Below are 18,639 nucleotides of genomic sequence, written 5' to 3' on the forward strand. Positions count from 1 at the left end.
TTGCCCGCGCGGGCGAGCAGCACCGCGAGCAGGTACGACTGCTGCCGAGGCCCGGGGTCCAGTTCGACACCGTCCCGCCAGATCCGCAACGGACCGAGAATCTGCAGACGCAGATGTCCGCCGGAGGAAGCCATGCCCACCCCTACCCCCACTCCCGGGCCGACCACGATCGGCTGCGGCGTAGCCACTTTACGGTTCCTTTGCGGCCTGGGTCCATCCGCCAGGGCGACCACTGGGTCGACCGACTGGGCGGTGCTGTCGTGGCGGAACCAGGTTCCCGATCTGCAGGAGCCCGGTGTGATCCGGCCCGGCTCACCGGCGGTGGGCGTCGTGAACGCGGGTGTCAGCGGGACGTGTTGTCCGCAAGCTCGGCCAGCAGTTCCTCGGCACGGTGGGCGAACAGGTGGGCCTCGCGCTCGACGGACAGTGCGTGCGCCCGCTCGGCAACGGCCCGAACCGTGGCGACCGGCTCGCCGCGTGCCTGCAGCACCCGTGCCCGGAGCAGAAGCAGCAGGCTTTCGGCGTAGCGCTGGCCGTAGGTCTCGATGGCCGCGTCCGCCCGGTCGAGCGCCGCGTCGGCCTCGTCCAGCTTTCCGGCTGCCAGCCACATCTCACCGAGGAGCCCGTACCAGGTGGCCAGGCCCGAGCGTGGCGGGTCGGAGAGCGACGCGACGATCAGATCCTGCGCCTCCGCGGCTGCGCCGACCGGGTCCTCGCCGGTCACGGCACGCGCCCAGCACCGGGCCAGCCGTTGGTAGGCGCCGAGGAAGCCGAACGAGAACGCGGGGTCCACGTCGATCCCGCACTCGGCCGCGCGCAGCGCCCGTGCCGGGTCGCCGATCAGAGCGGCGACTCTGGCGGAGTACGCCGCCCAGACCGTGATCGCGTAAGGGTCGTCCCCCGCGGCGGCCTTCATCGTGGCGAGTTGGGCCAGTGCCGCGTCGGCGTCCCCGTGCAGTGCGGTCATCATCGCGAGCATCCCGGCCGCGAGCAGTCGCAGATCGCGCCGGAGCGGGTCCTCCTCATGGTGGGCCAGGTCGTCCAGAACGGTCCAGTCGGTCCGGCTCAGGTACCGGAACGCCTCTCCGATGTTGCCGACACCCCACTGGTGGATGCCCCAGGCGTACCAGCCGTAGGCGCGCACGGCGGAGTCGTCCGACGCCTCCCCCTGCGCCAGCAGCTGACCGGCCAACCGGCCGGCGCGGTCCAGCTGTATGCCCTGGGCGTAAGCGGCCCAGCGGGAGAAGAGGAAGTCGGCGGCCTCCCGTTCCCGGTTCAGTCCACGGGAGAGGTGTTCGGCCCGCTCCAGCATGTCGACCGCCGAGCCCACGTATCCCGCCCGCATGCCGTCCACCGCGGTGAACAGGGACAGGGCGGCCAGCTCCAACTCCGCCAGGCCAGCTGTGCGCGCCACCCGCGCGGCCGAGTGGAGTCGGCGCGCGGCTGCCTCCAGTGCCAGCTTGGCGGCGGCGCAGCGGCCGGCCCGGACGAGCGCGGTCGCGGTGCGGGCCGGATCCGCGAGCGGCCCTGCGGACCACAGGTGATGGGCGAGGCGCTCGGCCACCAGTTCGGTGTCCGCGGCCCTGTGCTCCAGGGCGTCGGCGATCAGCAGGTGCAGCCGGGCCGCGCGCGGCGGCGCTATGGTCTCGACCACCGATTCGCGGACCAGGTCGTGCGGAAACCCGAACGAGTAGGGGTCGCCGGGCGAGGGTTCGAGCAGGCCCAGCCCTTCGCACGCCTCCAGGCGGTCCAGACATGCCTGGTGGTCGAGACCGGCAGTGCGGGCGAGGAGAGCGAGGTCGACGGTACGGCCGATCAGCGCGGCGATCTGCAACAGGCTGCCGGCGTCGGCGCTCAGTGCGGTCATCCGGTCGCGAACGACGTCCCGGACGGTGGCCGGTACCGCGGTCCGGGCCGCGGTGGCCTCCGTGAGGACGTCGCCGTCGGCGAGAAACCGGGACAGCTCGCGGACGAAGAAGGGGTTGCCGGCGGTGCGGGTGTGGATGAGGCGGGTGGCACCCGGGCCGGGGTCCTGCCCCGTCTCACGGCGGACGAGTTCGGCCACCTCGGCCGGGCCGAGCGGGCCGAGCGGGATCCTGCGATGCTCGGGCAGCCGACTCGCCGCGGCGAGCAGCCGCCCCAGTTCCGGGCTCGGCGCGGGCGCGCGGTCGCGGAGCGCCCCGATCACGGCGGTGCCGCCCGGCAGCCGAGCCATCAGGTGACCGAGCAGCTCCAGCGAGGCGGTGTCGGCCCACTGAAGGTCGTCGACGACGAGCACCACGGGTCGCCGCGCCGATACCTGGCGGACGAGCCCGACAGCCTGCTCGAAGAGGCGGAACCGCACGCCGCTCTCCGGGAGCGTCGGCGTCGTACGGCCGCTGCCGCGCGGTGTCACGAGACGGCCGAGTTCGCCCGCCTGCCAGTCCTCGCGCGCCACGGCCGGCACATCGTCCAGGAGGGCGCCGACGACATGCGCCCACGGCCACATCGACGGCGTGCCGTCCCCCGGCAGGCAACGGCCCCAGACGACGAGCGCGCCACGCCGGTTCGCCTCGGCGCCGGCCTCCTCCAGCAGGCGGGTCTTGCCCACTCCGGGTTCTCCTTCGACGAGCACGAGCCCCGTCGATCCGGCGAGTGCCGATTCCACCGCGTGCCGCACCACCGCCAGTTCCCCGAGACGGCCGACCAGGCGGTCGGCAGTCGACGCCCCGGTGGTGGGCGCCGCCGGCCGTTCCCGGGGCATGTCCTCCCGTTCATGGGGCATGTCCTCGGCCGGTGCCCGTTCCAGCACCCGCTGGTGAGCGGCCGCCAATGCCGGTCCGGGGTCGACGCCCAGTTCCTCGGCCAGCCGGGCGCGGACGGTCCGGAACACCGACAGTGCCTCGGCCGGCTGGCCGGCGGCAGCCAGGGCGGCGATGAGACTCGCCTGCACTCTCTCGTGCAACGGCGCCATCCGGGCGGCCATGTGCAAGGACTGGAGCACCCGTTCGGGCCGGCCGAGCCTTGTCGCCAACTCGGCTGCCGCCACGCAGGCGTGGCGGAACTCGTCGTCCAGCCCGGCGAAGATCGCCATACCGGTCGAGCCGTAGGCGACCCCGTCGCCGGCCGGGCCGTGCCAGAGCCCCACCGCTTCCAGGTACCCGTCGAGTGCGGCGGCGAGCCGCTGCTCCGCGACGTCGCCCTCGGCCGCTTCGACCAGCTCACGGAACCTGACGACGTCCAGGGTCCTGGGGGCAGCCACGAACAGGTACGCGCTACCGCGGCGCTGCAGGTACGAGCCGGGTTCCCGCGCGGGCAACGCCGGCTGCAGCAGCCGCCGCAGCGCGCCGACGTACTTCTGGAGAATGTTGACCGCCGAGGCGGGGACGTCCTCGGCCCAGATCAGGTCGACCAACTCGCTGATGCTGACCGGCTCGCCCGCACGGGCGAGAAGGACGGCGAGCAGATACGCCTGCTGCGGAGGACCGGCGTCCAGTTCCACACCGTCCCGCCAGACCCGCAACGGACCGAGAACCTGCAGACGCAGGGATGCGTCGGAGGAGGCCATTCCAATTTTCCATTCCGAGTCCCGGGTCGCCCTCGCCGCCATCCGATGCCCGTGGTGACCGAGGCCGCGCGGAAGGGAAGGCGACCGCTGCTGATCACCGGCCGGAAGGGCGCAGCGAACGACCAGGGACGAGAGCAGTGATCGCGGCAGGTTCTTCAGCCGGGCAGCGCGCCGAGTGCCACCGGACCGGAGGGGCTGGAGTCAGCCGGAGGGGCTGGGGTCAGAAGCCGTTGTCCGTCGTGCTGTCGACGGGACGGCGCGGACAGTGACCGCGGCCGGCCCGTCCTACTGGTCGATCACCAGGTCCTCGGTGGGCAGTGTCTGGCAGGCCAGCCGCCAGCCCGCCGCCAGCTCGTCGGCGGAGAACATCCCCCGGTCGTCGGTCTCGTAGGTGCCGGAGAGCACCCGCACCCGGCAGGTGCCGCACGCGCCTTCGCCGCACGACTGGGGCAACGCGACGCCGACGGCGTTGGCGGCGTCGAGGACCGACTGCCCGGGGCTGCACGGGAACGCCGGGGCGCCGCCCACCGTGCCGATCATGAACTCGGTGACCCCGGCCGCCGCGGCGGCGACGGCGATGGCGTGCGCCTTCTCGCGGCGGGTCTCCTTGCTGCGGCCCGACACGAACGCCTCGGTGCGGATGGCCTCGCGCGGCACCCCCAGTTCCCGCAGGCGGCCGATCAGGTCCTGCATCATGGGCGCGGGACCGCACAGGTGCGCGCGGGTCGTCGGGCCCGCGTACGGCAGCAACTCGTCGAGACCGATGCGCTGTTGCCGGCCGGTGACGAAGACCGACACCTCCAGCCCCGGCAGCCGGGACCGCAGCGCTTCGATCTCCGGCCCGAACACCACCTCGTCCTCGGTCCTGAAGCTCGCCAGCAGGACGATCCGCCCCGTGTGACCGGCGTCGGCGGCCGCGAGCAGGACGCTCATCAGCGGGGTGATGCCGACGCCCCCGGCGATGAGCAGGAGGGGGTCCGCCTCGCTGCCCGGCTCCCAGGTGAACTCGCCGTGCGGGCCGCTCACCCGCAACGCCGACCCGACCTCCAGTTCCTCATGCAGGAACCCCGAGCCCAGCCCGTCCGGCTCGTGCTTCACAGCGATCTCGACGAAGCCGCTCTCCCCGGGACTGCTGCAGATCGAGTACGACCGTTCGATCGGCTCGACGGCGACGGGCAGGTCGACCTTCACGTACTGCCCGGCGGCGAACGCGAACGGCATCGTGTCCCCGGCCAGGGGTGCGAAGCGGATCCTCCGGACCGTCGGGGTCAGCACCTCGATGCCGGCGACGCGCAGATACCCCTCCCAGGGCGTGGCCGGATCCCGGGTCACCCCACCGGCCCGGATGGCCTGCCACATCGTCCCCAACTGCCGTGGTTTCAGCACCGCGTTCGCCGCCATCAGCCCGCCCGCCAGCGCCCCCACCACGCCGGAACCCCAGGCGTCCTGCCCGGCCACGAACAGCCCCTTGACCGGAGTACGGCATCCCGCCCGCGCCGAACGCAACCGCTGGGGAGTCGCCGCGAGTCCGTAGAAGGATCCCCGCACGCTGTGCTGATAGGTCTCGAACGACAGCGGCGTCGCCAGTTCGGCGAATGCGATGCGCTCCCGGAAGCCGGGCCAGCGTTCCTCCAGGCGGGCGATCAGCCGCGCGGTCAGCTCGTCCTTGAACTTCCGGTAGCTGTCCGGTCGTTCGTTCTCGGGCGTTCCGCGCCACTGGTCGACCACCTTCGGATCGACGAGTTCCAGCAGTTCCACCGTGTGGAACCGGGCAGCCGGGTTGTTGAGCGAGGCGAAGGAGACGTACAGCGTGCCTTCCCCGGGAGGGCGATGAACGCCGTCGTACTCGTCGAGATCCGGCATGAACCAGTGGTTCTCGCCGCGCAGTCCGAACTCGGCCGGCGACCGGTCGAGTCCGAGGAACAGCATGACCGCCGACCGCTCCTCGGGCAGCTCCGCCAGTTCGTGGCTCTTGCCGATCAGTGCGTACGTGTTCCGCACTCCGGCCGCCGACACGACGGTGTCCGTCCGCACGCGGTAGCGGCGGCCGGTGGCGGTGTCCTCGACCTCGACGCCGGCCACCTTGCCGTCCTCGACGACGACTTCATGAACCGCCTGCCGGGAGCGCAGCACCACGCCGTACCGCTGCAGGATCTCCAGCACGACCCGGTTGAGCTCGTGCGGGCCGCCCACGGGATGTGCGGTGCCTTCCATGAAGAAGGTCAGCGGGACCGCCGCGTGGTAGCCGAACGCGCTCGACGCGGGCGGAGTTCCGTAGAGCCCCCATCGCGCGGCCAGCACGGCCCGCAGCCGCGGATCGCGGAAACTGCGGGCGACCTGGTCCCGCAACGACCGGAACGCCGACGGGAAGAGCCGCTCGACGACGGGCGCACCCGCTTTCCGTACGCCGGCGGGGAACGATGCGAGGACATTGTGCGCGGTCAGCCCGGCCATGGCCCAGCGCGTGGTCCGGAAGAAGCGGTCGATCGCGCCGGACTCGGCAGGGAACCGTTCCTTCAGACGCTCACGGAACCGTTCCTTCGTGGCGGGGACGGTGAAGTCGAACCCCGGGAAGTGCAGTGCGTCGTACTCGTCCGGCAGGGGCGAGAGCTGCGCCCTTCCGTCCGTCATGAACCCGAGGAACGGGCCGGCACTCGCGCTCATGTAATGCAGTCCGGTGCCGAAGCGGTAGCGCCCGGCGCGGGAGAACTCGTGCGTCATCCCACCGAGCGTGTAGTGCTGTTCGAGGACGAGAACACGCTTCCCGCCGAACTGCGCGATCGTGCGCGCCGCCGCGAGACCGCCCATACCCGACCCGATCACCACCACATCGGCTTCCTCGTCCGACACCATCGGCAACCCCCCAGTCGTCTGTCCTCCGAGGCGCTCAGATTGGCCGAACCGGCTTGACGTCGACTGAATGACCAGTGAAGCCCACCCGGAACCGGGTCCCGGTCTCATTCCATTCCCGTCCAGTGCGACGTCCTAGCTTTGCGCCGCAAACGGGGTTCGAGCCGTCATCCGAAGAAGGGGTTGGTCCATGGTGAGCGGGAAACCGACGATCGTGCTCGTACACGGAGCCTTTGCCGACAGCAGCGGCTTCAACGCCGTCGCCAAGCGGCTTGTCGCCGACGGCTATCCAGTGGTCGCCGCGCCGAATCCACTTCGAGGGCTCGCCTTCGACGCGGCCCAGGTCAAGGCGCTGCTGGAGAGCATCGAGGGACCGATCGTGCTGGTCGGGCACTCGTACGGCGGTGCGGTCATCTCCACCGCCGCCGCGGGAAACACGAACGTGAAGGCACTGGTCTACCTGGCGGCGTTCGTGCCGGAGACGGGCGAGAGCGCGCAAGCCCTGGTCGAGCGGTTCCCGGGCAGCACCGTGGGTGAGTCCCTGAAGCCGGTGCCGCTGCCCGACGGACAGGTGGACCTCTACATCGACCCGAAAGTCTTTCATCCCCATTTCGCGGCCGACGTGTCGGCGGAGGAAGCCGCCCTCTACTCGATCACGCAACGCCCGGCCACCGGTGCCGCCCTGGGCGAGCCCGCCACCGGGCCGCAGGCATGGCACACCATCCCGAGCTACAACCTGATCAGCGGCGCCGACCGGATCATCCCACCGGCGACGCAGGAGTTCATGGCCCAGCGCTCCGACGCGAAGACCCAGGTGGTCGAGGGTGCTTCGCACATGGTGTTCGTCTCCCGGCCGGGCGCGACGGTGGCCCTCATCGAGACAGCCGCCCAGGAACAGACGCTCCCGCAATAGCACCGCCGGTCGCTGGAAGTGCACCGATCCGCTGAACCATGGGAGGGAAAATGCAGAAGAGCGAGAAGGCCATGAGGTGGGGACTGCGGATCCACCTCTTCTGGTACGTCATCGCCAATGTGGCCCAGGTGGTGCTGTGGGCGATTCTCACACCCGACCACTTCTTCTGGCCCTTGTGGTCGATTCTCGGCTGGGGCATCGGGCTGGTGATCCACTTCTGGGCGATTCGCTCGAAGTTCCGATCGCTGGCCCGGCCATGACCTGAACCATCGCGAGAAGGGCCCAAGAAGGGTCCAAGAAGGGCCAGAGGAGAATCATGTCCGAGAAAGTGATTCCGGGTCGCAACACCGCCGCCGCCGAAGGCGACGTCGTCGTCTTCCACATCGGGCTGCGGATCAACCGGCTGCGAGCATTCTCCAGCTGGTTTCCGGCATTCATGTCGATGCCTCGCATGCTCCGCGAACTGTCGCAGGAGAAGTCCAGCGGGCTTCTCGGCTACAAGGTGCTCTACGGCGGCCTCCGGGACTTCTACGTCGTCCAGTACTGGTCCGACAAGGAACGGCTCCTCGCCTACGCCCACCAGCAGGACAAGGAACACCGGCCCGCATGGGCGGCGTTCAACCGGCGAGCACGTGCCGGCAAGGGTCATGTGGGCATCTGGCACGAGACGTTCATCGTCCCGGCAGGCTCCTACGAATCGGTGTACGTCGACATGCCCGCATACGGCCTCGCCGCCGCGACAGGTGTCATACCGGTCGGCCGGCGCGGTGACACGGCGGCCCAGCGTCTGAGGGCGGCAGAGAGGTAGCCGTCCCGGCGCCGGCTGCTTCCATTTCGGCGTTCGACTCCATGAGCATTTTCAGCGTTGCCGTTCCTGGGTGAGGACGGCACGCTGAAAATGCTCGGTGCAGTCGAGGTAGAGGGTGTCGTAGGCGCGCCCCTCGAACGCGCCGCCCTCCGCGTCGCAGGCCGCCCAGGTGTCCCGGCCGTCACTGTCGTTGACGCCTCCACACCCCAACGGGTCGAGCGCACACCAAGCCCCAACCTACCGGTATGGCGGCCAACCCCCCTATCAGCGCGGCATTTTGACCGGGCAGCAGCACATTGCCCCTCTCGACTCCGCCAGACAGCAACGGCGTCCGGTCGCAAACAGGCGAGTACGGCCGTATCGGGGCCAGTAAGCGGCAGGCCGAGGCGGGCGTGACCGGGATGCGCTGGGATGGACCGATTCACCGCAACCTGACAGTCAGTTGGGGCCGCCATGAGCGACACGGTCACGTCAGAGCCGATAGACAGGGCAGGAGCTGCCCAGCAGGCCCACCGCCGACGCGGTACCCCGAGCCGAACGAGCGCGCCCGGAGCAGCCGAGGACCGCTTCCGGGGGCTGCTGGAAGCGGCTCCCGACGCGATGGTCATCGTGGACGACACCGGAACCATCAAGCTCGTCAACGCCCAGACCGAGACCCTCTTCGGCTACCACCGCGACGAACTCCTCGACCGCCCCGTCGAGATCCTCATCCCCGGCCGGTTCCGCGACCAGCACGCCACCCACCGCGACGACTACGCCACCACCCGTCAGGTGCGTCCCATGGGCGCCGGACTGGAACTGCACGGACTGCGCAAGGACGGCACCGAGTTCCCCGTCGAGATCAGCCTCAGCCCGCTGGAAACCACCGACGGCCTCCTCGTCTCCGCCGCCGTACGCGACGTCAGCGAACGCAAGGCCGCCGAAGAAAGGTTCCGGGCGCTGCTGGAAGCGGCCCCCGACGCGATGGTCATCGTGGACGACACCGGGACCATCACCCTCGTCAACGCCCAGACCGAAGCCCTCTTCGGCTACCGGCGCGACGAACTCCTCGGCCGTCCCGTCGATCTGCTGGTCCCCGAACGGTTCCAGGCCAACCACACCCGGCATCGCGACGGATACTCCACCAACCGTCAGGTGCGTCCCATGGGCGCCGGACTGGAACTGCACGGACTGCGCAAGGACGGCACCGAGTTCCCCGTCGAGATCAGCCTCAGCCCGCTGGAAACCACCGACGGCCTCCTCGTCTCCGCCGCCGTACGCGACGTCAGCGAACGCAAGGCCGCCGAGGCACGGATCACCGAGCTCGCCGCGCTCGTGGAGTCCTCCCAGGACGCGATCCTCGCCAAGACCCTCGACGGCCGCATCACCTACTGGAACACCGCCGCCCAGCGCCTGTACGGCTACTCGGCCGAGGAAGCCATCGGGCAGCACGTGTCCATGCTGGCACCGCCGGAACGCAAGGACGAGATCACCCACCTGCTGGAGCGGCTGAGACAGGACGAGAAGATCGAGCATTTCGAAACGCTCCGGGTCACCAGTACCGGCGCCCTGCTCGATGTCGATGTCACCCTGTGGCCGACCCGGGACACCTCCGGAACCGTCATCGGCGCCTGCGCCATCGTCCGCGACATCAGCGACCGAAAGCGCGCGGAGGCCGAACTCACCGAGTTGTACCGGCAGCAGCAGCACATCGCCCTCACCCTGCAGCGCAGCCTCATGGGCACCCCGCCCGCCATCCCCGGCCTGGCCGCCGCCAGCCGCTACCGGCCCGCCACCCAGGGCGCCGGCGTGGGCGGTGACTGGTTCGACCTCATCCCGCTCGGCGCCGGCCGGGTCGGGGTCCTCATCGGCGACGTGATGGGCCGCGGTCTGGAGGCGGCGTCCGTCATGGGCCAGCTGCGCTCCGCCGCCCACGCCCTGGCCAAGACCGCCATGCAGCCCCGTCAGCTGATGCAGGCCCTGGACGCGGTCGTCGCCGACCTCGACGTCCCCGACCAGCTCGTCACCTGCTGCTACCTCGTCATCGCCCCGGACGCCGGATCCGTCACCGTGTGCTCCGCCGGTCATCTGCCCACCCTCGTCACCGATCCCGAAGGCGGCTGCCGCAGACTTCCCGCGCCGGTGAACGCGCCTCTCGGCGTCGGCGACATCCTCTATCAGCAGTCCAGCTCGGCCATCCCGCCCGGCGCCACCCTCGTGCTGTACACCGACGGAATGGTCGAGACCCCCGGCAGCGACATCGAGCACCAGATCGACAAACTCACCGCGGCCCTCGACGACGCCTTCACCCGCACCAGCAGCCTCGACGCCGCCGCCGACCAGGTCCTCACCGCGCTGCTGCCCGACGCAGAGGGCCACGACGACGACGTCACCCTGCTCCTGACCCAGCTCCCCGCCGCCCCGCTGGACACCGCCCGTACAGAACTGCCGGCCACCGCCTCCTCGGTGGCCGCGGGCCGCTCCTTCGTGGTCGAGACCCTTGCCGCCTGGGGCTGCGCCCAACGGGCCGACGACGCGCGACTGCTGGTCTCCGAGATCCTCACCAACGCCGTCCAGCACGCGGAAGGTCCTGTCGTCCTCCGCCTCCGCCGCAGCGCCTCCGAGTGCGCCGTCGAGATCAGCGACCTCAGCCCACACCTGCCCCAACCACGTCTGGCCTCCCACGACGACGAATCCGGGCGCGGTCTCGTCCTCGTCGACACCCTCGCCGACAGCTGGGGCGTCCGCCCCGAGGAACGCGGGAAAACCACCTGGTTCACCCTCAGACTGTGACCGCCAAGACTCCCAGCATCCCGCACCTGCACGGCCGGCTCCGACAGCGGCCTGCAGCATCCGGCCGACCGCTGCGCTCCTCTGGCATCCGGCCCCCGACGTACGCGACGGTCGCCGCGTAGTTCACTGTCCGGCAGCCACGACCTGGCCGGCCGTGACCTGCGGAGGGTTGGGAAGCAGCGACGTGAGGTGGTCCCGTACGAAGCCCGCCGCCCTCTTGACCGACTCCTCGGCTCCGGCCTCGTCTTCAAAGACGCTGGTGGAGACCATCACCCCATCCCCGGCGTCGATCCAGTAGTAGGCCACGAAGCCGGGGACCTGGCGGAGGAGAGAGACGAACCCCTCGTCCACACGGCGCCCCGCCTCGGCAGGATCTGTCACACCTTCGTACCGCCGAACCACTGCGTACACAGCTGATCTCCTCGCATGTCCCAAGGTCACCTTGCTCGAAACGGCATACCCTCAGCGCATGCCTCCCCGTTCAAGGCACGCCCGGAAGACGCTCGGACAGACGCATGGGTCGTCCGAACCGGGCATCTGCCGGGGGGGGGCGAGAGGGGCGTCACTGAACTCCGGTCGGAACCAAGTTCACATATCGCCATCAACTGATCGCGTGAGCTCAACAGCCTCTCAATGCCTTGGTTGTTGATGGACTGGCGGTCGTACAGGCACTTTGCGTACCGGCTCAGGAGACACCTCAGAGAGGCGCCCTTCCCGACCGGCTCCGGAATCGCGACGCACTCCATGTGGTGGGTCATCGGACAGATGTCAGCCTGCGTGAAGGTCAGAGAAGATGCAGCACAGAGGCTGTTTTTCGGTTCTGGCAGGGCGCCGTCAGGGGCTCGGAGCGTCAAACGAGCGTCACGGTGGAGAAACACTGACTGCTGCCCGGATCAGTCCGAGGTACCCGTACGGGTGACTTGCGCGCATCGACAGCATTGACCGGTGCGCTCAGACCGTCCCCGCCGGGCGCTCCTCCGGGGTATGGCCGCCGCGGGGCCGGCGCACGCTGCCCATCTCCAGGGTGAAGGGCACCGGGTCGCTGTCGGACCCCTCGACCATCTCGTGCATCTCCCACTCGCCCGAGCCGTCCCTGACGAACTCGGCCACGGTGGTGGCGGTGGAGTCGGCGACCTGAGTGAAGTCGTCGGTCAGCAGTTCGGTGTAGCGCTGGACGACCAGCACCCCGGCGTTGTGGATGTCGCCGAAGGTCCGGCGTCCGCCGTCCTGGTGGATGACCACTCCCACCACGACCCGCCCGTAGGCGGCCGCGAGGCGGTCGAACTCCAGCACCATCACCTCGACGTAGCCGAAGCCCTGGCCGGTCCGGCTGTGCCGGGTCATGTTGATCGTGCCGTCGGGTGACCGGCTGTCGTAGTGCACGATGTACACCGGCCGCCCGTAGGGGTCGTCCGCGGAGTAGGTCGCGGCGACGATGTCGAGGTGGCGGGGCGGCTCCCCGAAAGGGCTCGGATCCCACTTCAGCCGCACCTCGACCTTCCCCAGCCCCTCGCCGACACTGCTCACCGGATGTCCCCTCCCCGCACCGGACCGCTGGGGGCTCGACCGGCCCCACCCGTGAAGTATGGCCTGTGACCAGCGAACTGATGCTTCCCTGACGCCTGTCGCACCGGACGGTCCGGAGGGGTGGGACGCGGGTCGCCCGTGTTGTTGTTCGGGTTGCGTATGTTTCTGCCCGATGATCTGGCGCGACGGGCGGGCCGGGTACGAACCTGGGCCCAGGGACGTTTCGGGAAGACGGGAGCCGAGCGTGCGTGCACGTGACCTGGCGGTGGAGTACCAGTCGGTGAGCGTCGGCAGTGACGCTCTGGAGGCGGCGCGGCTGATGGCCGAGCAGAAGCTGCCCGCCCTGCTCGTGCTGGACGAACACGGGGCGCCGAAGGCGATCCTGCCCGCCTCGCAGATGGTCAAGGTGCTGGTCCCGGCGTACGTCGTCGAGGACCCCGCGCTCGCGGCGGTGGTCGACGAGCAGCACGCCGACCGGCTCTGCCAGGCGCTGGCCGGCCGCCGGGTCGGCGACTGCCTGTCCGGCTCCGCCGCCGCGCCGCCGATCGCCGACCCGGACGACACGGCGCTGGAGGTCGCCGCGCTGATGGCCCGGGTGCGCAGCCCGTTGGTCGCCGTGGCCACGAAGGACAAGGCGGGCACCCACCTGCTCGGTGTCGTCACCGCCTCGCACCTGCTGCACGAGCTCCTGGGCAAGGCGGGCGCGCCGAGCACGCCGGACGCCTGAACGACCCCGCCGGTAACCGGCTCAGGCCAGGGCGAAGTAGCGCAGCCACAGGTACAGGGCGCTGATCGCCACGGTCGCGGCCGTGACGACGAGGCCGTACCTGGTGAACTGCCAGAAGGAGATGGGCTGCCGGTTGCGTTCGGCGATGCCGAGGACGACGACGTTGGCGCTGGCGCCGATCGCGGTGGCGTTGCCCCCCAGGTCGGCTCCCAGTGCCAGCGCCCACCACAGCACGTGGTGGCCCTCCGGCGTGCCTCCCATGTCCTTGACCAGGTCGGCGGTGATGGGCGCCATGGTGGCCACGTAGGGGATGTTGTCGACGACGCCGGACAGCACCGCCGAGCCGCCCAGCAGGGTGAGCATGGCGCCGAGTTCCCGGCCACCGGTGGCGTCCGCCAGGGCACGGGACAGCTCGCCGATGACCCCGGACTCGATCAGCGCGCCGACCATCACGAAGAGACCGGCGAAGAAGGCGAGGGTGGGCCACTCCACCTCGCCCAGGACGTCCCGGGTGTCCACCTTCGACACGGCGACCAGCAGACCCGCGCCGAGGAGGGCGACCACGCTCGGCTCGTAGTGCAGCACCGGGTGCAGGACGAACCCCGCGACGACGAGCGCCAGGACGGCGAGTCCCTGCCAGAGCAGGCGCGGGTCGCGGATGGCCTCGCGTTCCGTCAGGGTCATGACCTGCGCGGCGCGCTCCTCGTCGTACACGAACACCGTGCGGAACATCACCCGGCACAGCGCCAGCAGCACCACCGTCAGTACGGCGGCGATCGGGGCGAGGTGCACCAGGAAGTCGTTGAAGGTCAGGCCGGCCCGGCTGGCGATGATGATGTTGGGCGGGTCGCCGACCAGGGTCGCGGTGCCGCCGATGTTGGCGGCGAACACCTCGGCGATCAGGAACGGGGCGGCGGGCAGGGCGAGGCGTTCGCACACCAGCAGGGTGACCGGGGCGACCAGCAACACGGTGGTGACGTTGTCGAGGAGCGCGGACGCCGTCGCCGTGATGAGGATCAGCATCGCCATCACCCGGAACGGTCTGCCCCGGGCCCGCTTGACCGACCAGATCGCCAGGTACTCGAACAGGCCGGTCTGCCGCAGCACGCCGACGATCGCCATCATCCCGAGCAGCAGGAAGATCACGTTCCAGTCGATGCCGGTGTGCTCGGAGTAGAACGCCGCCCTGTCGTCGGTGGCGCTGATCGCGAGCATCAGTCCGGCCCCGCCGAGGGCCGCGGCGGTACGGTGCACACGCTCGGTGATGATCAGTACGTACGTGCCCACGAACACGGCCACGGCCGCCCAGCTCTGCCAGTCGCTCATACGGCGGTCTTTCTCCCTGCTGCGATCGGCGGGTCCGCCGGAGCCTGCTCGTCGTCGGGGCTGTCTACCAGGTCCTCGGCATCGAGCCTGCGGGCGACGGGTACACCGGTGCCGGAGCGCGTCACCAGCGGAATGACGAAGCGTCGGCGGAGCGGCTCGAACGTCTTCTTCGCCGCCGGCGAGACGGCGGCGAGTAGGGCGGCAGGCACGGCGGTCGCGGAGAGCGCCGCCAGGCGGAGGGCGGCCTGCACGAGGCGGTACGGGCGATACGGGCGGTACGGGATCGCTCCGGTGACCGGCTGCAGCAGCGGCCCGCGGAAGCCGTCGCCGACCGGCGTCACCCCGAAGACAGCGGCCAGCACCACCGGCGACACCCCGATCGGAAGAGAGATCACACCTCTGTTCGCCGACCAGGCTTCCCGGCACACCGGTGGAAACCATACCTGTTCTTGATGCGTCTTTGACAGAACGGTTACGCGCACCGGCTCGGTCGGCAGGTTGCCGGAGTCCGGCAAGGACCGCCGTGCCGAGTGCACGCGCATCGGCGCCTACAGGTCAGTCCTGCCCGTGCGGCACCCCGTCTCGGTGGGGGCCCGTCCGGCGTCGGGTGTGGCCCAGGCACCCCCGGCCATCCGGCGCCGGTCCCGGCGGACCAGCACGCCGGTACAGACGGCCACGACCAGCAAGGCCGCGGCGACGGGAATCAGGAAGGACGTCATGCCCCTTCCTCCCTGCCGGCAACGCGGCGCGCGTCGGGGGCGGTGAGCAGGCCGAGGACGAAGACCGCGCGGGTGAGAGGGTCGCCGTCCGGGCCGCCGAGGATCTGGGTGCGGATGCACGCGGCTTTCAACTCGTCCCAGTGAAGGGCCTGTTCGGCCGCCAGTGTGCCGCGCGGCCCGGCCGGTTTCAGTAGGTTTGCCTCGGCTCCGGTGGTGAGTGTCCGGGCCTCGGCGCTGTGGTGGTCGTGGAGGAGCGCGGCGAATTCGGCGGCCTGGGCGGTGAACCGGGCACGCGGTACCTCGTAGGCGCCGGTCCCTGAAGCCTCGTACACACGGGTGTCCTGGCCGGTGCTCATGGACCCCTCTCAGCAGGTCGAAGGAGATACGTGGTCCGGAGCCGCCGTCCCCTGTGCGGCGGCTCCGGACCACGGGCCGGTCAGCCCCTGATGCTGCCGTTCAGGGCCGAGAGGGAGGCGTCGGCGAACCCCCCGCGCGCCCGACCTGTCCGGCAACCGCCGCCTCGATGTCCCTGACCGGCTTCCCCTGCGCCTCGGCCTCGGCGGCGATGCCCTTGGTCATGGGAGTCATGGCATACGTCCTTGAGGCGTAGAGGAGTTCGAGCGTTCGGGCGTGAAGGAGAAAGGGAGGGGGCGGGGCGTGGCTCACGTGGCGCGGTCCTGCTGCGGACCGGAGGGCTCGTTCAGATGTGCCAGGGTCGGGAGCCAGAAGCAGACCACCGCCACCAGGGCCGCGGTCGGGAGGATGGTCGGCAGGCCGGTCGCGGCCACCAGAAACGCCCGCATGTTCCCGCCCCCCCCTCTCGGCCCGCGCCGTTCTTGTCCGCGGGGGCGCGGATCGACTCCGGGTTCCGGTGCCGGTGCCTGCCGGTGTCCGGCACCGGAACGATCCGCCGTGCTCCCCGCGAGCCATGGTCCACGACCGGAACCGCCCCGCGCATTGCCGGTGTCCGGCAGTGTTGATTAGGGTCTGGATGCCGGTGACCCGCTAAGAAACCGTCAGCGGCGCGTCAAGATTTCGGGGGACGGCGTGACGGACCGACACATACCTGAGCAGTACCTCGACGGCTACGACCGCATCCTGGCGGAGGTCTCCGCCACCGGCCGGCGCCTCACCCGGGACGAGATCGCCTCCCGTCGTGCCCTCGGCGAACAGGCCGCCGAGGCCGGCCACGGACTGCGCACCCTGGTCAGCGCGCACCTCACGGCCGCCCGCACGGCCTGGCCCAGCGCCACCGGCTCCGCCGACGAGGCACTCGCCGCCGTCCAGCAGGTCGTCGACGCGTTCGCGGAGGGCTTCGAGCGCGCCCAGCTGCTCGCGGTACGCCAGGAGGAGGCGGCCCGCCGGGAGTTCATCGACGACCTCCTGTACGGCCGCAGCAACCTGGGGCGCCTCTCCGAACGCGCCGAGCGCTTCGGTCTGCGTCTGTCCCACGCCCACGCGGTCGCCGTCGCCCAGGGCACCACCGCCTACGGCGAGGGCGACCCGGTGCCGAGGCGGGTGGAGCAGGCCGTCATCGCACGGTTCGGTGACCGCAGCGTCCTGCTCACCACGAAGGACGGCCGGCTGCTGTGCATCGCCCCCGGAAACCAGGCCGACGTCCTCACGTATTTCGCCAAGCAGGCGCACGACGCCACCGAGGGCGGCCGGGTCGCCATCGGCCGCCCCCAGCCCGGCCCCGGTGGGGTCGTCCAGTCCTACGAAGAGGCTCTCAACGCCCTCGAACTCGCCGAGCGCCTCGACCTCGACGAGCCGGTCCTGCGCGCCGCCGACCTGCTGGTCTACCCCGTCCTCACCCGCGACCGGCAGGCCATGGCCGACCTCGTCCAGGGCACCCTGGGCCCGCTCGTCACGGCCCGCGGCGGCGCCGAGCCCCTCCTCGACACCCTCACCGCCTACTTCGACTCCGGCTGCGTGGCCACCGAGGCGGCCCGCCGTCTTTCCCTGAGCGTGCGCGCCCTGACGTACCGTCTGGAACGCATCCGCAAGATCACCGGCGCCGACCCCGCCGATCCGACCCACCGGTACATGCTCCAGACCGCGGTCATCGGGGCACGACTGCTGGACTGGCCCGCCACGGACATGTGACTCCGTGGGTGCCGGAGGAACCGGAGCCGGAGACCTCGGTCCGCGGTCGTGCCGCCGCCCTGTCGCGCCCGTCCGGGCGGCGCGCCGATCGTGGCCCGGCGGCGGCTGTCGCCCCCTGCGGTCCGGCTCTGGCCGTCATGGCCGTCATCCTCGTCCCGAATCACGGCATTCCGAGGACGATCCCTGGTGCACGAGAGCGGCGAAACAGCGGTCTCCGCTCGTCCACTGGTCGGTGACCGTGAGGGCGAGGCCGGCGGCGGTCCGGTGGAGCGCCGGTCGCCCGAGCCGCGCCCAGGGAAAGGACGGACCGCCCTTGCCGCGGACGTCCTCGAACCGTGCGGAGCACTGCTCCTCCACGTCATGGGGGTCGACCTCGACGACGAGGCACCCGGTGGGGGCGATGAGGTCGCCGCAGCGACGCAGTAGGCCATGGGGGTCGCCTCCGATGCCGATGTTGCCGTCGATGAGCAGCACCGTCCGCCAGCCTCTCTCGGCCGGCAGCCGGTCGAAGACCGATCGGTGCAGTGCGAGCCCACCCAGGGCGGTGGTCAGTGCGACCGCGCGAGGGGTGATGTCGACGCCGAGGGCGAAGACTCCCCGGCGCAGGAGTGCCCTGCACATACGACCCGGGCCGCAGCCGATGTCGAGGACGGGGCCGGTGCAGCGTTCCAGCACGGTCCTGTCGGCCGCCGTGGGCTGCTCGTGCCAGCGGCGGACCGGCATCCGGATGCGACGCCGGTCGTCCAGTCGTAGGTACACGGGTTCATCGCCGAGGCTCAGGGCGAGCGCGTACGGGTCCTCGCCGGCGTCGTAGAGCTCCTCCTCGTCCGTTGTCACGGTGCCGTGCCGTGTCCGGCTGCGGGTCGGCTCTCGTCGTCGCCGCCCGGTCGGCGGACGCGGCGCAGTCGCACGGCGAAGAGGGCCGCGGAGGCCGCGAAGAGCACGCCGGTGATCGCCAGCCAGCGGCCGAGGTAGACGCTGTCGGACAGGCCGGTGTCACCGGGGTAGGGCGCCGCCAGACGGAAGATGAGAGGGAACCAGACCAGCAGGAGCAGACCGGACAGGAAGGCGGGAACCCTCAGGTGGTTGATCCACCGCACCGTCGGCCTGTCGGCGGCGTCGGCTCGGTGCCGCAGTACGGCGAGGGCCAAGAGGTCGGCCAGCGAGTACAGGGGCAGCAGGATGAGGTCGTGGAGGACGGCCGCGCCGACGAACCAGATGGCCACCGCCCAGGGCTGGACGGCGAACAGGCGCACCAGGGCGTAGCCGGTCAGGGCGAACGAGGCGATCAGGACGAGCAGGTGCAGAGGGCCGGAGCCGTACCAGCGGACGAGTCGTGCCATG

Annotated in this window: 20 protein-coding genes; 6 read left to right on the top strand and 14 right to left on the bottom strand. The window is 70.7% G+C overall.

Features of this window, described 5'->3' with window-relative positions; genetic code table 11:
• The 3 genes from ABZ887_RS48310 to ABZ887_RS48320 form a co-directional block, all read right to left on the bottom strand.
• On the bottom strand, window positions 1-188 hold a 188-nt coding region (locus ABZ887_RS48310; protein WP_361305587.1), incomplete at its 3' end, for a hypothetical protein.
• A gap of 155 nt (window positions 189-343) precedes the next feature.
• Window positions 344-3,547 carry a BTAD domain-containing putative transcriptional regulator gene (locus ABZ887_RS48315; RefSeq protein WP_361305589.1) on the bottom strand — a complete coding sequence of 1,068 codons (3,204 nt, stop codon included), beginning with the start codon at window positions 3,545-3,547 and terminating at the stop codon, window positions 344-346.
• A gap of 285 nt (window positions 3,548-3,832) precedes the next feature.
• Window positions 3,833-6,400 (bottom strand): FAD-dependent oxidoreductase, encoded by a 2,568-nt coding sequence (locus tag ABZ887_RS48320; protein WP_361305591.1) that lies wholly within the window; start codon window positions 6,398-6,400, stop codon window positions 3,833-3,835.
• 187 nt (window positions 6,401-6,587) lie between these two features.
• On the opposite strand from ABZ887_RS48320, the gene ABZ887_RS48325 reads away from it, so the two are divergent.
• Genes ABZ887_RS48325 through ABZ887_RS48335 form a run of 3 tightly spaced genes read left to right on the top strand, consistent with a single transcriptional unit; the run spans window position 6,588 to window position 8,118 of the window.
• Window positions 6,588-7,310, top strand: coding sequence for an alpha/beta hydrolase (locus ABZ887_RS48325; protein WP_361305593.1), 723 nt, complete (start codon window positions 6,588-6,590; stop codon window positions 7,308-7,310).
• Window positions 7,311-7,360: 50 nt separating this feature from the next.
• Entirely contained in the window at window positions 7,361-7,570 is a 210-nt protein-coding gene (locus tag ABZ887_RS48330) for a 2TM domain-containing protein (protein WP_361305595.1), read from the top strand.
• Window positions 7,571-7,626: 56 nt separating this feature from the next.
• A complete protein-coding gene (locus ABZ887_RS48335; protein WP_361305597.1) occupies window positions 7,627-8,118 on the top strand; it encodes a DUF4188 domain-containing protein in 492 nt (163 codons plus the stop codon).
• 51 nt (window positions 8,119-8,169) lie between these two features.
• On the opposite strand, the gene ABZ887_RS48340 is transcribed toward ABZ887_RS48335, so the two are convergent.
• A complete protein-coding gene (locus ABZ887_RS48340; RefSeq protein WP_361305599.1) occupies window positions 8,170-8,328 on the bottom strand; it encodes a hypothetical protein in 159 nt (52 codons plus the stop codon).
• Between the two features lie 243 nt (window positions 8,329-8,571).
• Here ABZ887_RS48340 and ABZ887_RS48345 point away from each other — a divergent pair, with 243 nt between their 5' ends.
• Window positions 8,572-10,890: a PAS domain S-box protein gene (locus ABZ887_RS48345; protein WP_361305601.1), complete on the top strand. Its 2,319-nt coding sequence runs from the start codon at window positions 8,572-8,574 to the stop codon at window positions 10,888-10,890.
• A gap of 123 nt (window positions 10,891-11,013) precedes the next feature.
• Here ABZ887_RS48345 and ABZ887_RS48350 read toward each other — a convergent pair whose 3' ends face one another.
• Both ABZ887_RS48350 and ABZ887_RS48355 read right to left on the bottom strand, forming a co-directional pair.
• On the bottom strand, window positions 11,014-11,271 hold the full coding sequence (locus ABZ887_RS48350; RefSeq protein ID WP_361305603.1) for a hypothetical protein: 258 nt from the start codon (window positions 11,269-11,271) through the stop codon (window positions 11,014-11,016).
• Between the two features lie 570 nt (window positions 11,272-11,841).
• On the bottom strand, window positions 11,842-12,417 hold the full coding sequence (locus ABZ887_RS48355) for a TerD family protein (RefSeq protein WP_361305605.1): 576 nt from the start codon (window positions 12,415-12,417) through the stop codon (window positions 11,842-11,844).
• Between the two features lie 244 nt (window positions 12,418-12,661).
• On the opposite strand from ABZ887_RS48355, the gene ABZ887_RS48360 reads away from it, so the two are divergent.
• A complete protein-coding gene (locus tag ABZ887_RS48360; protein ID WP_361305607.1) occupies window positions 12,662-13,144 on the top strand; it encodes a CBS domain-containing protein in 483 nt (160 codons plus the stop codon).
• A 21-nt stretch (window positions 13,145-13,165) separates the two neighbouring features.
• On the opposite strand, the gene ABZ887_RS48365 is transcribed toward ABZ887_RS48360, so the two are convergent.
• From ABZ887_RS48365 to ABZ887_RS48390, 6 genes are all read right to left on the bottom strand, one after another.
• Window positions 13,166-14,470 (bottom strand): ArsB/NhaD family transporter, encoded by a 1,305-nt coding sequence (locus tag ABZ887_RS48365; RefSeq protein WP_361305609.1) that lies wholly within the window; start codon window positions 14,468-14,470, stop codon window positions 13,166-13,168.
• Complete coding sequence (locus ABZ887_RS48370) at window positions 14,467-14,985, bottom strand: hypothetical protein (RefSeq protein ID WP_361305611.1); 519 nt, start codon at window positions 14,983-14,985, stop codon at window positions 14,467-14,469. The genes ABZ887_RS48365 and ABZ887_RS48370 overlap by 4 nt, the downstream gene beginning before the upstream one ends.
• A gap of 33 nt (window positions 14,986-15,018) precedes the next feature.
• On the bottom strand, window positions 15,019-15,189 hold the full coding sequence (locus ABZ887_RS48375; RefSeq protein WP_361305613.1) for a hypothetical protein: 171 nt from the start codon (window positions 15,187-15,189) through the stop codon (window positions 15,019-15,021).
• Complete coding sequence (locus tag ABZ887_RS48380; RefSeq protein ID WP_361305615.1) at window positions 15,186-15,545, bottom strand: hypothetical protein; 360 nt, start codon at window positions 15,543-15,545, stop codon at window positions 15,186-15,188. Before ABZ887_RS48380 ends, ABZ887_RS48375 begins: the two co-directional genes overlap by 4 nt.
• Before the next feature lie 100 nt (window positions 15,546-15,645).
• Window positions 15,646-15,777, bottom strand: coding sequence for a hypothetical protein (locus ABZ887_RS48385; RefSeq protein ID WP_361305617.1), 132 nt, complete (start codon window positions 15,775-15,777; stop codon window positions 15,646-15,648).
• Between the two features lie 74 nt (window positions 15,778-15,851).
• On the bottom strand, window positions 15,852-15,992 hold the full coding sequence (locus tag ABZ887_RS48390) for a hypothetical protein (protein ID WP_361305619.1): 141 nt from the start codon (window positions 15,990-15,992) through the stop codon (window positions 15,852-15,854).
• Between the two features lie 244 nt (window positions 15,993-16,236).
• On the opposite strand from ABZ887_RS48390, the gene ABZ887_RS48395 reads away from it, so the two are divergent.
• Entirely contained in the window at window positions 16,237-17,295 is a 1,059-nt protein-coding gene (locus tag ABZ887_RS48395) for a helix-turn-helix domain-containing protein (RefSeq protein ID WP_361305621.1), read from the top strand.
• Window positions 17,296-17,439: 144 nt separating this feature from the next.
• Here ABZ887_RS48395 and ABZ887_RS48400 read toward each other — a convergent pair whose 3' ends face one another.
• The gene (locus ABZ887_RS48400; RefSeq protein WP_361305623.1) at window positions 17,440-18,132 is read right to left on the bottom strand and encodes a class I SAM-dependent methyltransferase; all 693 of its coding nucleotides are present in this window, start codon (window positions 18,130-18,132) and stop codon (window positions 17,440-17,442) included.
• Entirely contained in the window at window positions 18,129-18,638 is a 510-nt protein-coding gene (locus tag ABZ887_RS48405) for a hypothetical protein (protein WP_361305649.1), read from the bottom strand. The genes ABZ887_RS48400 and ABZ887_RS48405 overlap by 4 nt, the downstream gene beginning before the upstream one ends.
• Between the last annotated feature and the right edge of the window lies 1 nt (window position 18,639).

Origin of the sequence: Streptomyces sp. NPDC047061 (assembly GCF_040643955.1) — a bacterium.
In the GTDB taxonomy this organism is placed as follows: Bacteria; Actinomycetota; Actinomycetes; order Streptomycetales; family Streptomycetaceae; genus Streptomyces.

Excerpts from the sequence above, each read along its gene's own strand:
- ABZ887_RS48315 (WP_361305589.1), bottom strand. The coding sequence starts at position 3,547 with ATGGCCTCCTCCGACGCATCCCTGCGTCTGCAGGTTCTCGGTCCGTTG.
- ABZ887_RS48320 (WP_361305591.1), bottom strand. The coding sequence starts at position 6,400 with ATGGTGTCGGACGAGGAAGCCGATGTGGTGGTGATCGGGTCGGGTATG.
- ABZ887_RS48325 (WP_361305593.1), top strand. The coding sequence starts at position 6,588 with ATGGTGAGCGGGAAACCGACGATCGTGCTCGTACACGGAGCCTTTGCC.
- ABZ887_RS48330 (WP_361305595.1), top strand. The coding sequence starts at position 7,361 with ATGCAGAAGAGCGAGAAGGCCATGAGGTGGGGACTGCGGATCCACCTC.
- ABZ887_RS48335 (WP_361305597.1), top strand. The coding sequence starts at position 7,627 with ATGTCCGAGAAAGTGATTCCGGGTCGCAACACCGCCGCCGCCGAAGGC.
- ABZ887_RS48345 (WP_361305601.1), top strand. The coding sequence starts at position 8,572 with ATGAGCGACACGGTCACGTCAGAGCCGATAGACAGGGCAGGAGCTGCC.
- ABZ887_RS48365 (WP_361305609.1), bottom strand. The coding sequence starts at position 14,470 with ATGAGCGACTGGCAGAGCTGGGCGGCCGTGGCCGTGTTCGTGGGCACG.
- ABZ887_RS48375 (WP_361305613.1), bottom strand. The coding sequence starts at position 15,189 with ATGACGTCCTTCCTGATTCCCGTCGCCGCGGCCTTGCTGGTCGTGGCC.
- ABZ887_RS48380 (WP_361305615.1), bottom strand. The coding sequence starts at position 15,545 with ATGAGCACCGGCCAGGACACCCGTGTGTACGAGGCTTCAGGGACCGGC.
- ABZ887_RS48385 (WP_361305617.1), bottom strand. The coding sequence starts at position 15,777 with ATGACTCCCATGACCAAGGGCATCGCCGCCGAGGCCGAGGCGCAGGGG.
- ABZ887_RS48390 (WP_361305619.1), bottom strand. The coding sequence starts at position 15,992 with ATGCGGGCGTTTCTGGTGGCCGCGACCGGCCTGCCGACCATCCTCCCG.
- ABZ887_RS48405 (WP_361305649.1), bottom strand. The coding sequence starts at position 18,638 with ATGGCACGACTCGTCCGCTGGTACGGCTCCGGCCCTCTGCACCTGCTC.